The organism is Pseudoalteromonas sp. J010 (assembly GCF_003934235.1).
GTDB classification, from domain to species: Bacteria; Pseudomonadota; Gammaproteobacteria; order Enterobacterales; family Alteromonadaceae; genus Pseudoalteromonas; species Pseudoalteromonas peptidolytica.
Window position 1 is genome coordinate 297,300 of sequence record NZ_RDBW01000001.1, and the last position, 15,439, is coordinate 312,738.

The 15,439-nt window shown below is 43.4% G+C and carries 13 protein-coding genes; 7 read left to right on the forward strand and 6 right to left on the reverse strand.

Features of this window, described 5'->3' with window-relative positions; translation table 11 throughout:
* The 4 genes from EAG18_RS01355 (at window position 1) to EAG18_RS01370 (ending at window position 4,023) form a co-directional block, all read left to right on the forward strand.
* Window positions 1-405 carry a response regulator gene (locus tag EAG18_RS01355; RefSeq protein WP_125250622.1) on the forward strand — a complete coding sequence of 135 codons (405 nt, stop codon included), beginning with the start codon at window positions 1-3 and terminating at the stop codon, window positions 403-405.
* A 2-nt stretch (window positions 406-407) separates the two neighbouring features.
* A complete protein-coding gene (locus EAG18_RS01360; RefSeq protein ID WP_125250623.1) occupies window positions 408-1,340 on the forward strand; it encodes a GGDEF domain-containing response regulator in 933 nt (310 codons plus the stop codon).
* Window positions 1,341-1,747: 407 nt separating this feature from the next.
* Window positions 1,748-2,908 carry a M23 family metallopeptidase gene (locus EAG18_RS01365; RefSeq protein WP_125250624.1) on the forward strand — a complete coding sequence of 387 codons (1,161 nt, stop codon included), beginning with the start codon at window positions 1,748-1,750 and terminating at the stop codon, window positions 2,906-2,908.
* A gap of 401 nt (window positions 2,909-3,309) precedes the next feature.
* Entirely contained in the window at window positions 3,310-4,023 is a 714-nt protein-coding gene (locus EAG18_RS01370) for a response regulator transcription factor (RefSeq protein ID WP_125250625.1), read from the forward strand.
* A 121-nt stretch (window positions 4,024-4,144) separates the two neighbouring features.
* On the opposite strand, the gene pyrE is transcribed toward EAG18_RS01370, so the two are convergent.
* Window positions 4,145-4,789, reverse strand: coding sequence for an orotate phosphoribosyltransferase (gene pyrE / locus EAG18_RS01375; protein WP_125250626.1), 645 nt, complete (start codon window positions 4,787-4,789; stop codon window positions 4,145-4,147).
* Between the two features lie 20 nt (window positions 4,790-4,809).
* On the reverse strand, window positions 4,810-5,523 hold the full coding sequence (gene rph, locus EAG18_RS01380) for a ribonuclease PH (protein WP_010377321.1): 714 nt from the start codon (window positions 5,521-5,523) through the stop codon (window positions 4,810-4,812).
* A 155-nt stretch (window positions 5,524-5,678) separates the two neighbouring features.
* On the opposite strand from rph, the gene EAG18_RS01385 reads away from it, so the two are divergent.
* A complete protein-coding gene (locus tag EAG18_RS01385; RefSeq protein ID WP_125250627.1) occupies window positions 5,679-6,539 on the forward strand; it encodes a YicC/YloC family endoribonuclease in 861 nt (286 codons plus the stop codon).
* Window positions 6,540-6,687: 148 nt separating this feature from the next.
* Here EAG18_RS01385 and EAG18_RS01390 read toward each other — a convergent pair whose 3' ends face one another.
* Together EAG18_RS01390 and EAG18_RS01395 are read right to left on the reverse strand one after the other, a co-directional pair.
* Window positions 6,688-9,102 carry a DUF2309 domain-containing protein gene (locus EAG18_RS01390; RefSeq protein WP_125250628.1) on the reverse strand — a complete coding sequence of 805 codons (2,415 nt, stop codon included), beginning with the start codon at window positions 9,100-9,102 and terminating at the stop codon, window positions 6,688-6,690.
* The gene (locus EAG18_RS01395) at window positions 9,102-10,670 is read right to left on the reverse strand and encodes an NADH-quinone oxidoreductase subunit L (RefSeq protein WP_125250629.1); all 1,569 of its coding nucleotides are present in this window, start codon (window positions 10,668-10,670) and stop codon (window positions 9,102-9,104) included. The genes EAG18_RS01390 and EAG18_RS01395 overlap by 1 nt, the downstream gene beginning before the upstream one ends.
* 111 nt (window positions 10,671-10,781) lie before the next feature.
* On the opposite strand from EAG18_RS01395, the gene EAG18_RS01400 reads away from it, so the two are divergent.
* Both EAG18_RS01400 and EAG18_RS01405 read left to right on the forward strand, forming a co-directional pair.
* On the forward strand, window positions 10,782-11,675 hold the full coding sequence (locus tag EAG18_RS01400) for a LysR family transcriptional regulator (RefSeq protein WP_125250630.1): 894 nt from the start codon (window positions 10,782-10,784) through the stop codon (window positions 11,673-11,675).
* A 273-nt stretch (window positions 11,676-11,948) separates the two neighbouring features.
* Complete coding sequence (locus tag EAG18_RS01405) at window positions 11,949-13,568, forward strand: FapA family protein (protein WP_125250631.1); 1,620 nt, start codon at window positions 11,949-11,951, stop codon at window positions 13,566-13,568.
* A 308-nt stretch (window positions 13,569-13,876) separates the two neighbouring features.
* On the opposite strand, the gene mutM is transcribed toward EAG18_RS01405, so the two are convergent.
* Both mutM and EAG18_RS01420 read right to left on the reverse strand, forming a co-directional pair.
* A complete protein-coding gene (gene mutM / locus EAG18_RS01415) occupies window positions 13,877-14,686 on the reverse strand; it encodes a bifunctional DNA-formamidopyrimidine glycosylase/DNA-(apurinic or apyrimidinic site) lyase (protein ID WP_125250632.1) in 810 nt (269 codons plus the stop codon).
* A gap of 8 nt (window positions 14,687-14,694) precedes the next feature.
* The gene (locus EAG18_RS01420; RefSeq protein ID WP_125250633.1) at window positions 14,695-15,195 is read right to left on the reverse strand and encodes a hypothetical protein; all 501 of its coding nucleotides are present in this window, start codon (window positions 15,193-15,195) and stop codon (window positions 14,695-14,697) included.
* Window positions 15,196-15,439: the final 244 nt, after the last annotated feature.

Below are 15,439 nucleotides of genomic sequence, written 5' to 3' on the forward strand. Positions count from 1 at the left end.
ATGGAACTGTTATTAGTTGAGGATGACCCCGATGATGTCTATTTCTTTGAACGTGCCTATCGCAGTATAGATAACGCACCTGAGTTGAAAATCTTTTCAGATGGTCATGCTTTGCTGGATTATCTCAACACCTGTAAAACCCCCAACCAAGTGCTGTTGTTAGACTTGAATATGCCTGTGATGAGCGGCTTCGAGGTAATGGAAGCTTTACGCGCTGAGCACATGATAGATAATTTAATTACGGTGTGTTACACCACCTCCACACATCACAGTGATATCCGTAAAGCGTATCAACTCGGTGCAAAATCCTACATCACCAAACCTGGACGTTTGCGTGATTTAGAGTCATTAATTAAGTTGATAAAACAATATTGGTTTGATAACAATCGAGTTGTGCAGGGATAACTATGAATACATGTCTTGTTTACCTTCTAGAAGACAACGATGAAGATGCCTACTTGGTAAAGCGCACGCTTGCCAAAGTCGAAGGCAGACAAAAGTTTAATGTGAAGCACTTTATCAATCTCGAACAGCTTGATCATGCAATCAACACTGTTAAGCCTGACGTGTTATTGCTCGACCTAAATATCGAAGAAAGCCAAGGACTATCCACTTTAATTAAAGTAAAACAGCTTAATATACGCGCCCCTATCGTAGTGTTAACAGGGGTGTCAGAAACGCTTTTTGGAGAAAAGGCCATACAATTGGGTGCACAAGACTATATACCTAAGCATGAACTCAGCGGCCCACTGCTTGCTCGCACTATCACCTTTTCAAAAGAACGTTATGAGATGCATCGCAATTTAGAAAACTTAGTTGTCATGGACAAACTAACCATGCTTCACAACCGTGGAGCATTTGATACTGAACTAGAAAAAGCCATATCAGGCTCTGAGCGATATGGTCACGGATTTGGTTTGTTGTTCATTGATTTAGATAACTTTAAACCGGTCAATGATACGCTCGGTCACCAAGCCGGTGATCAATTGTTAAAAATAATCTCAGCGAAGCTCAAAATGTACAAACGTGCATCTGATTTTGTCGCCCGCTATGGCGGAGATGAGTTTGTCGTTATTGCACCCAATCTTTGCGAAAAAAACCAACTTAAAAAGCTCGTACAACACAAATATGACTTGCTCAGCGATACCTATTGTTTACAAGATGAAAGCGGCTGTATTCAAGAAGTAAAGTTAAGTTTAAGTATCGGTGCTGTCATTTATCCGTCCGATGCGGCTTCGGCCACTGAACTGGTTGCAAAAGCAGACAAAGCCATGTACTTCGCAAAAAGTAATCAACTCCCATACGCTCTCTATAACGAAACTGAACTATCTGAGCAATAAAAGAACAACTCATACCAATTTGACTTAATACTTGCTCAATTTGAAGGAGTAAATCTGACGCTAACCGCGTTAAAAATTTCTTATTTAGAACAACTAAATAGCAAAATTTTTGCCTTGTCTATATGGATGTAGGTACCTTAGCGATAGCAGGACGCGGAAGCGGAGTTATCGACAAGATTTTCTCGCCTCAAAACAGACCACTTAATTAAGAAAATTGGCATCATTCACTCTTGGATGGCCTTCACCTCAGCGATTGCATAGTTTATGTATTCCTTTTGTTTCGTCCGAACACTTCGAGCCAAACAGCCCCCTTGTTAAACCCAGTCAAAACAAAACTTTTATTTTACAAAATAATTACACTTAGTTATAACTTAACCTGAACAAAAAACAAACAAAAAGGATACAGCATGAAACACCACTATCTATCAGCATGTATACTCGCATTGCTTTCGCACCAAGCTACAGCAGCAGGTCAACACGACTCAATCTCGCTACCTGATTTTACTGCAGAGCATGTTCGTAGCTTACCAATCTCCAGCCTGATGGCCGTAAACCCAGATCTATTTCTATTTAGTAACGCGCTGCAGTATGTTGATTGGCAACAAACTCTTGATACAACTGCGCCCCATCTCAACGATAAACTAGAGGTCATCTTGCATTACGCAGGCTATGCCAGTATCAATCCAAAGCTATTGCTCGCTTTAATGGAAATGTCATCTGGCATCATTAGCACGCCAACGCCAGAGGCATACTTAGCACCGTTTGGAAAACTCTCGCATGAAACAGGCTTCGATGCGCAACTTAAAGATATCGCGCTAAATTTAAGTGGTCGATACTACGCGTTCCAAAAACTTCAAACTGAAATGGGCTTACAAGCCTTTCCAGCAGTAAATGAAGCCACCGTTGCCCTTGCTGATCTGACTAATATGCCAGTCAATCAACTATTTAATGTTTATCAGACATTATTTAATGGTGAATCTTTGGCACTCAAGGAAGATAGCGTTTCACACTTTACGGTCTCAAAAGACTCACAAGTAGGCACACTCGCCAGTTTCACTCTCAACTTTCCTTGGCCTTCAGGTTACGCTTGGTATAGTGGTGGCGCACACTCGAATACCGGATCTGGATACCCATACTCTTCATTGGACTTTAATAATGGGTCTGGTGGTTGGGGTAGTAATACACCTTGGGTACAAGCCGCACACGGCGGTACCGTCACGCGCTACTCACAATGTAATATTCGAGTAACACACTCAAGTGGCTACTCAACTCAGTACTACCATATGGAAGGCCTCCAATATAACACTGGTGATGTGGTATCCGCAGGCGCGTGGCTCGGCCGCTATGCCGACGACAAATCAACAGCATTATGCCAAGGAGGTCAATCAACAGGCCCTCATGTGCACTTCTCTTTACTCTATAATGGCGGGCATATTTCACTTCATAATTGGTACATCAGTGGCTATCGCATAGACGTTGGTAACTACAACTATGACGATAATTGCAGCCGCTTCTACTTTGAGAAAAACGGTTACCGCACCTGTGCCTGGAGAGCATTGTATAAGTAGGTGATAACTTGTTCTCTAGCCGCTGTTATCCCTTAGGGTAAAATTTATTTTAAGAGATAGCTTCCGGCTAGCGTGATGTTGCACGTCTGGGTTTAGGTATTTTAGTTGATTAACTAACTTCTTATCTCAAGTTGAGGCTAAGATACCCCCTCAGCTAGAGATAACACTATACTTTTGTATTATTCGATAAAGGCTTGCCTACGTAGCTGGCCTTTACCTACATGACCATTCTAAAGCACTGAAGCTCCAGTAAAATTCAACAATAGCGTCTTATTGCCTAACGTTTTAACGCCAAAAATAGAGTCGTTAATTCAGCAAACCCAAATTATAAAAAACTTAACTTTTTGTAAAAACTATGTATATTAATTTTTAAATAAAATAAAAAAGGATTGAGTACATCCATGCTTACTAAGGAAAATTCTAATGATTTCATCGAGTGGCAAAAACGCAACTTTTTTATCTTAACTCACGCCAAAGCCGATACAAGCTCTACCAACTACACACTATTAATAAAAGTGCTAGAAACCTTAGGCAGCTCGGTTAAAGTTGATACCAGACTTCCTGAGCCAAACTTACGCGCACAAACCGCTCTTTTTTTGGTAGATACTGAACACCGAGACTGTAACGAGCTGATAAGTGCTGAAGTTAAGCTATTGGCCGCAACCCATAAAGTTTTGTTGTTCAATGCCAATCCCGAAGAAGTAAATGAAAAAACAGCATTACTTGGTAATGTGAAAGGCTTACTTTACCAGAACTCCCCCCCCGAAACTCTATTTAAAGGGCTTAGCAGAGTCTTAAAAGGTGAGCTTTGGTTTTGTCGAAGTGCTATTTCTACCGCATTTAGTGAGCTACTTGCTGCACTCCCTCAAACGCTGCCTAATAGCGATATAGTCTTAAACAGTGAAGAGCTAAGTATACTCACCTGTCGAGAAAAATCAGTGATCAAACTAATCGCGGCGGGTGCCAAAAATGAAGATATCGCTGACAAGCTAAATATAAGTAGTCATACAGTAAAAACTCATATCTATAGCGCGTTTAAAAAAACGAACTCACGCAACCGGGTTGAGCTAGCTAATTGGGCGCTACGGCATATACCCATAGTCAGTTTAAATTAAATATCAGTAATTCACTTAACGCTCAGAAAAATATAGTGCCTTTGATTGTACGAACGCAAAGTGAAAAGAGAATAGGCGGCTAGTAAACCTAACCGCTCAATAATACAAAGCGCGAGCTGTATTACGCTACGCCATAGCTATCACGGTATGCTTTAACTGCATCTAGGTGTGCATCCATACCACCTTGTTGCTCAAGGTAAGTAATAAGATCAGCAAGCTTAACAATAGAAACTACCTGAGTATTAAAATCGCGCTCAACTTCCTGAATAGCCGAAAGCTCAGCTTTGCCTTTTTCTTGACGATCCAGCGCAATTAATACACCAGCAAGATCGGCACCGTTGGCAGCGATGATTTCCATTGACTCACGAATAGCAGTACCCGCCGTGATCACATCATCAACCAACATAATACGACCTTCAAGTGCAGAACCTACTAAGTTACCGCCTTCACCGTGCTCTTTCTTTTCTTTACGGTTAAAGCAATAAGGCACATCTTTATTGTGATGATCGGCAAGGGCAACCGCTGTAGTGGTTGCAATCGGGATACCTTTGTATGCCGGGCCAAACAACACATCAAACTCAATACCTGCATCTTCCAATGCTGACGCATAAAAACGGCCTAAACGGGCAAGATCACGACCCGTGTTAAACAAGCCTGCATTGAAAAAGTATGGGCTTGTACGGCCTGATTTTAACGTAAACTCACCAAACTTCAGCACCTGCTTTTCTAAGGCAAATTCAATAAACTCTTTTTGATACTGTTTCATGTTTTCCTACCGAGTGTTGATTACGCTAACGCTTGCTTTTGTAGATCAATAATTTCTCTAATTGAATGTTTCGCCAAGCCAAGTAGCTCGTCTAGCTCGTCGAACGAGAAAGGTTCGCCCTCAGCAGTACCTTGTACTTCAATGAGCTTACCGGTTTCAGTCATGATCACATTCATGTCTGTTTCCGCTTCTGAATCTTCAAGATACTCGAGATCTGTGATTGGCTGACCTTTATAAACCCCAACCGAGATTGCCGCGATCATAAATTTTAATGGGTTTACATTAATCATGCCTTTTGCACGCATGTGCGTTAGTGCATCAACCAATGCCACACAAGCACCACTGATTGAAGCCGTACGCGTACCACCATCAGCTTGAATAACATCACAGTCAATGGTAATTGTGTTTTCACCTAACGCTTTTAAATCAACCGCGGCACGTAAAGCACGCGCGATTAAGCGTTGGATTTCCATGGTGCGACCACCTTGTTTACCGCGCGCCGCTTCACGGTTGTTACGCGTATGTGTAGAGCGCGGAAGCATACCGTATTCTGCGGTGATCCAGCCCTTGCCTTGCCCCTTCATAAAGCGTGGTACACCGGCTTCTACAGAAGCTGTGCATAACACTTTTGTGTTACCAAACTCCACCATTACTGAGCCTTCAGCGTGCATAGTATAGTTACGAGTAAATGTAACCGGCCTGATCTGATTTGCAGTTCTTTCGCTTGGACGCATCCACGTTCCCCCATCATCAAAATTTGCCGTACATTATAAAGGGATCACAAAGACTATGCCACGCGATCCGACTAAAAATAAAATTCACTTTAGGGCTGTGTGGAAATTCGGCTATAATGCTGCGGTTAAACCAAGCTAAATTTTAGGGACTTTATATGATCCATAGTATGACCGCCTACGCCCGCAAAGAAGTGAAAGGTGATTGGGGCACTGGGGTTTGGGAAATTCGTTCAGTTAATCAACGCTACCTTGAAACCTTTATCCGCGCACCGGAACAATTTAGAGGCTTAGAGCCAGTAATACGTGAGCGCCTGCGTAAACACCTACAACGCGGCAAAGTTGAAGTATTCCTAAAGTTCACCGCCAACCCAGCGCACGTAGGCCAACTCAGTGTCAACGAAGCACTCGCGAAGCAACTTGTTGAAAGCGCAAAGTGGCTGCAATCTCAAAGTGGTGGCGACATCAATCCCGTAGATATTCTACGCTGGCCAGGCGTGATGGAAGCCGAAGAAGTTGATTTGGACTCCGTAAACAGCGAGCTGTTAAGTGGCTTTGACGATCTAGTTGAAGACTTTAAAGCGGCGCGTGCAAGTGAAGGTGAAAATTTAGAGACCATGATCACCACCCGCCTCGACGGTATATTAGAACAAGTTGACATTGTTGAAGGGCACATGCCTGAGGTGACAAAATGGCAACGTGAAAAGCTTTCTCAAAAGCTTGAAGAACTCAAAACCGACATTGATGAAGGCCGCTTAGAGCAAGAACTTATTTATCTTGCACAAAAACAAGATGTTGCCGAAGAACTCGACCGTCTTAAGTCACACGTTAAAGAAACCCACAAAATCCTCAAAAAAGGAGGCGCTTGTGGCCGTCGTTTAGACTTTATGATGCAAGAATTTAACCGCGAATCTAACACCCTTGCTTCAAAGTCGATCAACAGCGACATCACCAACGCCGCTGTAGAATTAAAAGTGCTGATCGAACAGATGCGCGAGCAGATCCAAAACATCGAATAACCAGCCATATTTTGAGATATGTCACCGGTTTGGTGACATATCTCATTATGTTCGATACCGTGATATTGTCGGCAGTTTGAGCTGAGCTTACATTTGCATATCTCATTACACTTGGCACTTGATGGCGATAATAAAAACCAATTTTGACTTAAATTCTGTGCCATTGCCCCCGTTCAAATCGCTTTAGTACGTTGCATTTTGGTGAAATGGAAATTAAATATAACCATTCATTTTCCACCAGCTGTTTCACCACTTCATGCTCAGCCATCACATGCTCAAGGGCGCTTGTCGGTGCTTGGACTATTACGCTCAAACGCTGTGGTGTGTGCATCCACTTTTCACCGTTATAAACTGATTGCAGTGGCAGACCAATTCGCAAATCACCACCATTACCCTCAAAAACGCCTATTCGCCCCCCTACCACGTTATGAAGTACTTTATTACCACTACCATACTTACCAGGATCGGTGACTGAAGCGTTATATTGCATATTAATCCAATTAGTAACGAGCATTGGCGCCGTTAAAATTGAGGTTAATTTAGTTAACTCTGGGTCTTGCTGATAATCGTACTCATGTAAGAACACTCGACCTTGCAGGTCTAGCCCCTGCGTTGTCTGTCGAGGCGCAATAATAAATCCAGCGTTATTCGCAAGCCCCCACTCAGGACGTACTTGAGACCAGTCCTTGGTTCGAGCGCTAAACTGCTGTTCTAGCTGTTGCTGTGACAAAATATCTGGGTTGATTGCAAGTGCCTCTGAGCGCTCAATGCGGGCTAGATGTGATGCCTGTTTTAGCCACTGACTGATCTCTGGTTTGAGTTCGCCATAAGTTACAATTTGCTCTGTTGTGGTATTGTGTAATGCCGCGATGAACCGAGTTGTGACAGGGATCTGCACCCCCAGTTTTATCAGCTCATTACGCACCGCAACATCATTTAATAGCTGGGCGAGTACCTTTACATTAACCTCGCCAGATTGACCACCGCATGCGCCACACTGTAGCCCCGCGTCGTGAAGATTATTAGTGGTTTTTGCTCCGTGGCCTACTAACAAAACTGTATCTGCAAATGTTGTTAGTCCCATACCCGCTAAGATAGGTGCAACCAATTGAGCTTGTTCAGTAGCCGAAATCTCTCTTTCATCTTGAGTAAGCCGCCATGCTGTTGTACCTATGTGGCTATCAATAGGGTGCGCGGTGGGATGCAGCATAAACACTTTACGTAACAGCTTGTAAAAATAGCTCATCCCCATCGATTCAACCATAGAAAAAGAAGCTGCGGCAGAATGTGACCAACTCTGCCAGCGCCCCGCATGTTGACGTTGTGTGGTTAGCGATTGTGGCTCGTGTATTTGTGTTACCTTTAATGGGGCTTTTAATAAACCGGGTAATTGTGCCCGCTCAAAGCCGCTATCTGAGGCTCGATAATCTATCGGTAAGCCAAAAAAACCAGCATATCCCATCGTTTGAATACCAAGGTGCTGCTTTTCTAATGCCCGACGTATTACCTCTGAGCGCACATCAATGCAAAATATAGCTTGTAGTATATTTGCGTTGCTCTCATGTGCTTGCTTAGACTCGAATTGTTGAGCTAACTTAGTTTGATAGCTAAGCTCCAGTGCACGCTGGAATAACAACCTTGGCGAGAGTGCTTGCTTATGCTCCGCGATGATTTTAGGTAGCTGCTGCTTTTGCCTGTTCCAATGATGGCTGATTTGACTAAACATCGTAGGATAACGTTTACTAACATACTGCCAAATCACAAGCTCCCATGCCATTCTAATAGCCAATAGCGCCCGCATGTCAGAAGTTGGGCTGCCGGTAAGATTGGCCTGCCAACGCTCGTACCCAACCCATGACGCCCAACCATTTATATCTAACAGCAGCATATGTGCGTAGTCCGCAAGCGCTGTGAACTCAATACCCAATGTCTCAACGGTCAGCGCTATTACCGTCTCAGGTTCTGTCGGTAACTGTTTAAAGTATTCGACTAAACCTGGTTCCCCCATCACGATACTTATGCCCAAATCTTGAGAAACCGTCTCATGCCAATGACGATAAACGCAGAGCTTTTTGTGTTCTTGGGTTTGTTTCAAGATAGGCTGCACTTGCTGATAGTGGGCAGCGCAAAATTGGCTAATTTGATGGGTTATTTCCTCTTGCCATGGCATCTTGTGTTCAGAGCGGTAGCGGTCAAATAGATCAGCCAATGTATGCCAATGTGGTAACGCTTTTCGGCGACTTTGCCTTAACCAATTCAGTAATTCATTATTGCTGCGCGGCACCTGATAGTACTCGGCAGCTTGTTGTAGCGCAGCAGGCGAGATAGCCCCTTGTTGCCACTGTTCAAGATAGAAATCAACGGGCATCAACATGTTAACTTGTGCCAACGCACTCATTTTGCTCACCGCCACATCAAATGACAAGGCTTTTATCCCCCAAAACGGATTAACCGCAATTAACTGATCAATCGGCCAAGTTGGCGCTATCCGCATTTCTGCGTCGAGCAATTGCTGTTGCTGTGGCGCTGACAATACACTTTGGTTATTACTGTGATTGAACATTACTTCAGCTCCTCAAGGTTGGGGGTATAATGATGTTTAGCGAGATACTTTTGCTTTTTGGTACGAGGCAGCTGCACAGGCCAAAGTAATATGGTCAATCTAGTCATCCATTCATCCAAATAGAAACCGGCATATAATAATCGAGACAGCTTTTGTACCAGAGGTAAGTGGGCGCGATAGTAAAGTAGATAATTGACTATCGCTAATGTGATCACTATGGTGAGCAGCCATATGTCTGAAGCAGAAAAAGCCTGTGTTCTTAGCTCGTCAGGTAAAGCGACCATAAAATGTAATAACCATTTCTGTACGCTGTACACAACCAGTAGTACCAACGCAATACCGAGTATTTTCCAATAGCTACGCAGCACCTGAGCTTCGAACCGCAGTGCCAACCATACTGTCAGTGCGCCTATCATCAGTGTCCAAATACTCACAGGCCCTTGGTACCCGATACTACTTGCTGCACCATAAACCAAACCCATGGCAACACCAAGTGCGCCTAACCACTGCCACAAAGGCGGCTCCACTTGCTTGCTCATCCGTCGAGTTAAGTCTTCATGAACCCATTGACTCGCATTAAGAAAGGCATGTGCTTTATACGCTGAGTGAGCAAGCAAGTGTAGCAGCGCCAACTCGTATAGCCCAAGCGCACATTCCACCAGCATGAGCCCCATTTGCGCTGATGTAGACCAAGCTAAACGAACCTTTAAGCTGATCCTCGTAGTCATAATAAGCGCCGCTAATAACGTGGTGATCCCTGCTACAATTAAAAGCAGCCACTTCGCAGCCTCTACCCGTAAGACTAAGGCTCCAAATAACATCACCAGAAAACCACCTAAATTAATGATCCCGGCGTGCAGCAGCGCGCTGACAGGCGTTGGAGACTCAACAACCTGCATTAGCCACCCATGAACGGGGAGCTGAGCACACTTTATTAACGCAACAACAGCCAATAAAATGGCGGCGGTTTGATCCAAAGCTGTGATCGCGCCTGCATATGTCGAATAAAATTCCGATATTTCATTAACTTGTAGTGAGCCTGTGGTTAAATAGATACAGATAAAAGCACCTAAGAGTGCTGACTCCGCCAACCGCGCCAAAATAAACTTTTTATGTGCAGCCAAGGCAGCTCTTGGTCGGTTTGGATAAAACACTAGAAGACGATGTAAACTTAGGCTAATTCCAACCCAAGAAACCCAAAATAGTATCAAGTGATTGCTTAACACCACCACAGTCACACACAGCAATGTGATCAGCAGGCTGCGAAAATACCGCCCTCGTAACTTGTCGCCATCAAGGTAATGAATTGAATAGCGCAGTAACACAAAGCTCATAAAGCCAATAAGAGAAACCACACAAAGTCGCAAAAAGTTTATTTCAAACAATGTGTTTGCGTTGCTTTTTGAGGTACTCCAATACCCCCAAGCTAGCACCAAACAAAGGCCAACACCCAGAGCAAAAAGGTTAGTAACACGGAATAAAAAACCATTTTGAGCCGTGCTTTTTCCCATCACAAAAGCGGCAACGACAAAATGGAGGAGCAGTAAAATCACCAAGGTGGTAAGCATCAATTTCTACACTTCGTTATCGAATTTTACGGTATCAGTATTATTCCAACCTTTTTAACTTAATAAAAATAGATATAATTTAACTATTCGTTCTGTTTTTGTTATATATAAATGAGCCGACTCAACTATCATCACCTTTATTACTTTTGGCAAGTCGCCAAACAAGGTAACCTGACTCAAGCAGCTAAAGATCTACATGTGTCACAGTCTGCACTTTCAGCACAGATAAAGCAGCTAGAGCACAATAGCGGAGTTGCATTATTTGAACGCAGCGGCCGACAGTTAATACTTACCGAGCAGGGTAAAAAAGTACTTAGCTATGCGGATGATATTTTTACTACAGGACAGGAACTTGAGGCGTTATTAAGTAAAGGCGTACAATCTACCACTCATGTTACGATTGGGGTTTTAACAACTCTCTCACGTAACTTTGTCGAGGCATTCATCACCCCGTTGATGGAGCGCTGTGATGTTCAATTTAAATTGAAATCAGGCAGTATCTCTGAGCTACTAAATGGACTAACCAAGCACGAACTGGATTTAGTACTAACCAACCGCACCGTTAACTTGGATACATCCGATCCATACTGGCAATGTCAGCTCGTGGCAAAGCAACCGCTAGCCATTGTAGGCCCACCTCAAAACAAACCCGATACATTGTTTCCAAAAGGCTTTGCTAACACCCGTTGGATTTTACCCCCAGCAAGTTCTGATCTCCGCACTGCTTTTAATGCCTTATGCGCGCAACACCAGTTCTTTCCTAACATACTTGCTGAGGTGGATGACATGGCAATGATGCGACTGCTTGCAAGAGACAGTGGTGCTGTGGCGGTATTGCCAGCAGTGGTGGTAAAAGACGAAATTGCTCAAGGGGTGTTAACGCACTATCAAGACTTACCTGATATTTATGAATATTTTTATGCTATTTCAACACATAAAAAAGTCATCCCTGAAGCGATTAAGCTGTTGTTACATAAAGCACGTAGCGACCCTGAAGCCTTTTAAGTTGAGATTGTTAGCGACCATACTCATTACGCATGCCATCAAGCGATAAAACGTTCAGTAACACAGAGACTTAATTTACCATATAGCAAGGCTGCCACCACCCAAAAGCTGAGGTATCTATATTGCCCTATAAAGTTAGTGTAAATGGACAATAGTCGAGTGTTTTGTAACTGAGCCCATATTTAGGTAAGAAAATCACCCTAAGCACTTGACCAATTAACGTTTATTTAGCAAGCTGAAGTTATAGGACAAAAAATAAACGAGGCGATGATCGTGTTCAAACTTGCGCATAATGGCAACATTTTAATGGATGTGAAATCTGCTTCACCGCCAAGTGCAGCCTTTATCATCGAAGCGCTTGAAAAGTCGCAGTTTGCCGACTGTGAAGTTGACCATGAATCTATTGACGCTTACTTCAAGAGTGACTTCCCTGAAAGTCAGCTTGTTGTCGCGAAACAATATGACGCTGAGTTTACCGTGACACTCAGCGACGACAAAATGCAAGCTTTCGGGCAACTCAAAACCGCACGCGGCGGTAAAGCGATTTCATTAGAAGAAGCCAAGAAGGTTATAATCAAAGCGGGTGTTAGTCGTGGCTATAAGCAAGCCTACCTCGAAAAGATTTTAAGCAAACAGTTTGAATTACCTCCTGGTGAAGAAGCCTCTGGTATCATCGCACAAGGGCGACCGCCACAAGATGGTCAATCCGCTAAGTTATTACCTCATGTACAAACGCTAAAAGAACGCCTTAAACAACCAAGAATGCGTGAAGATGGCACTGTGGATATGCGTGATTTTGGCAAGCTCGCAAGTGTTTCCCCCGGAGATCTACTGGTTACACAAAGACCAGCAACCCCAGGTAAAGAAGGGTTTACTGTCACAGGTGAAAGCATTGAAGCCAAAGCTGGAGAGTCTTTTCAGTTGATGGCAGGTGATGGTACAGAAATTAACCCCAGTAATCCTCTTGAGCTCATAGCAACAATTGCGGGGTGCCCATCAGACATAAGTAACGGTATGCGGGTAGACGATGTTTTTACCATTGCTGATGTAACTGTAAAAAGTGGCCACGTTGACTTCAATGGGAGCGTAGTCGTCACACACAATGTTGAACCAGGCATGCGGGTTACAGCAAAAGGAGATATAACGATATTAGGCACAGTAGAATCAGGAGAGCTAGTTGCTGGTGGGAATATCGAAGTAAAAGGTGGCGTTATAGGTCATGTTGACCACCAAAATAACGAACAAGGCTTAACTTGCAAACTCAGCGCAAAAGGCAATGTCGAGATCGCTCATGGTCAGTATACTTACCTTGAAGGTGAAAATGTATTTATCAATAAGCAAAGTAACCATTGTGATATCAAAGCGCAGCGGCTGGTTCAAGTAGGCACTGGGGAGCACCCTAATGGCAAACTCATCGGCGGCTCTATCATTGATGCTCAGATGATAGTAGCAGGAGAGATAGGCAGTGGTTCTGGGGCTAAAATGATGATTTACTTAGCCCGTAAAGGGATTCAAATCACTGAAGATACCGACATATTATTCAAAGAAGTCGCAGCGACCAATGAATCTTTAGACCAACTCCAACAAGCTATTGAAAAAGCAGAGTTAGTCAAAGACACGGAGAAAAAGCAACAGCTAAAAACAAAGATAGGTGCAACACAAATGCACTATTGCCAGCAAGCCGAGCAGCTAGAGAAGCAGCTCTATCAGCTCGACCATGACTTACATGAACTATTAGAAAATACAAAATTATCTGCAAATAAAGCGCTGCATTCTGGCGTTGAAATACATATATTTGATCGCGTTTATAAAACAACCCGCAGCTATCCACCTTGCACAGCCTCATTACAAGATAACCAAGTTAAAATTGATTTTAAAACGGCTGGTAACTAGAGCCTGTTGACCTTTGATTTTTGCTCCTTGAGTGTACTTTGGTCGCGGTGCTCAACTTGCCGCCCAATAGTCAAAGCAGAAGTTGGGCAATCGTGAACAAGGCGCACTTGGGTAAACCTAAAGGGCAACGCTTGATCCGCATTTTTACTGAGTTGCTCTATCAGGGGGCAAGGAGACTTTACAGCAGCACAAACTCTTTATCGTCTGACTGACATAAAGCAACTCTCCTACGCAGGCTCTACCTTATACAATACCAATCAAACGACTGCGAAAACAAACTTAAAAAAATAAGCAAACTCTCAAACCATTTATCGTTGGCATTTGGGACAATACACTGTACTTCGCTGTCCTAATCGGACTTCTTTCAATGAAGTTTCACAAGTAACACACGGCTCACCTTTTCGTCCGTACACCAGTAACTCTTGGGCAAAATAGCCAGGTTTACCATCGCTTTGTGCAAAGTCTTTTAGCGTAGTACCGCCTTGTTTAATCGCCGCACTAAGGGTTTCCTTAATTATGGGCGCAAGTGCCTGATAACGTTTAAGGGATATTTTTCCTGCTTCTTTTTTAGGGTGGATCCCAGCTTTAAACAAGGATTCATTCGCATAAATATTCCCTACCCCCACGACTACGTGGTTATCCATAATAAATTGCTTAACTGCTTGCTTTTTACCACGGCTCATTGCAAACAAATACTCCGCAGTAAACTCAACGGTCAAAGGCTCGGGACCAAGTTTTGCTAAAGTCGGGTGTTGTGCTCCTTTTGCTTGCCACAAAAAAGCCCCGAAGCGGCGGGGATCGTTCAGCCGAAGTGATTTGCCACCAGCGAGGATAATTTCGACATGATCATGCTTTTTAAGCGGTTCACCTTGGTCAACAACTCGCAAGTTTCCCGACATACCCAAATGCAATATTGCGGTACCATGAGTCGACTCGATTAAGAGATATTTAGCGCGGCGCTTCACGGCGGTGACTTGCTCCCCTTCCAACAAATGCACGTCTTGGGGTACAGGCCACCTTAGCTTCTCGTTATAGACTTTTACATGGGTGATAACTTGTTCAGTTAAGTAGGGTTGAATGCCCAACCGACTTACTTCCACTTCTGGTAATTCAGGCATAATTAGCTCTATATTTCTTGCTGTCTAAATAATATGGGTAAAAACAAGGCGCGCACCTGTGCTTCATCAAGCTCAAACCAGCGCTGTTTATGCTTATCAAACAAAATCAACCTGTTGCTATGTTGATATAATTGAAAGCTTAATGGCAGTTCATGTGTCGCTAACCAAATACGCGCGACACTAAGCGCTTCACCTAGTTGTGTTGGTTTTTCAATAACATTAAGCTGGGCTTTTTGCCAACTTGAGACCATTGCACTAAGCTCTGACACGCTATAAGACTGCGTCGCGCCTTTTGGCAGTTCTATACGCCAGCTAGTACCAATACGTTCAATCTTATAACCGGGAAACGCTAATGTCAGGACAAAGCTTTGCGCTGGTAACACCGCCTGTATTCCCATTTTTTCATCTGTTGGATTCAGTTTGTAATGTAACCCATTGAGAAAGAAAATCATCAGCAGCATGGAAAATATAACCACGTTATTCCATGCTTTACGGCTCATTTGGATCATAGCTATCTCCTAGGGTCTACTGACCTTTTGCTTTTATTTTTATAGCTATCTGCTCGCTAACCACTGCTTTTGATAATGTAGGCCCTTATTAGCGATTCGCTTTGGCGCTTAACTAAGCTTATCAAATAGCGAAATTATTCATTTCATGAGTATAACATCAGCACAGATGAATAAGGCTAAAGTTTCCCTCACTTATAGATGCTCGTTACCACATTCACAGCTATAAAAGCCAATGCTTTCCTAA

Coding starts and splice junctions, on each gene's coding strand:
- EAG18_RS01355 (WP_125250622.1), top strand. CDS start 1: ATGGAACTGTTATTAGTTGAGGATGACCCCGATGATGTCTATTTCTTT.
- EAG18_RS01360 (WP_125250623.1), top strand. CDS start 408: ATGAATACATGTCTTGTTTACCTTCTAGAAGACAACGATGAAGATGCC.
- EAG18_RS01365 (WP_125250624.1), top strand. CDS start 1,748: ATGAAACACCACTATCTATCAGCATGTATACTCGCATTGCTTTCGCAC.
- EAG18_RS01370 (WP_125250625.1), top strand. CDS start 3,310: ATGCTTACTAAGGAAAATTCTAATGATTTCATCGAGTGGCAAAAACGC.
- pyrE (WP_125250626.1), bottom strand. CDS start 4,789: ATGAAACAGTATCAAAAAGAGTTTATTGAATTTGCCTTAGAAAAGCAG.
- rph (WP_010377321.1), bottom strand. CDS start 5,523: ATGCGTCCAAGCGAAAGAACTGCAAATCAGATCAGGCCGGTTACATTT.
- EAG18_RS01385 (WP_125250627.1), top strand. CDS start 5,679: ATGATCCATAGTATGACCGCCTACGCCCGCAAAGAAGTGAAAGGTGAT.
- EAG18_RS01390 (WP_125250628.1), bottom strand. CDS start 9,102: ATGTTCAATCACAGTAATAACCAAAGTGTATTGTCAGCGCCACAGCAA.
- EAG18_RS01395 (WP_125250629.1), bottom strand. CDS start 10,670: ATGCTTACCACCTTGGTGATTTTACTGCTCCTCCATTTTGTCGTTGCC.
- EAG18_RS01400 (WP_125250630.1), top strand. CDS start 10,782: ATGAGCCGACTCAACTATCATCACCTTTATTACTTTTGGCAAGTCGCC.
- mutM (WP_125250632.1), bottom strand. CDS start 14,686: ATGCCTGAATTACCAGAAGTGGAAGTAAGTCGGTTGGGCATTCAACCC.
- EAG18_RS01420 (WP_125250633.1), bottom strand. CDS start 15,195: ATGATCCAAATGAGCCGTAAAGCATGGAATAACGTGGTTATATTTTCC.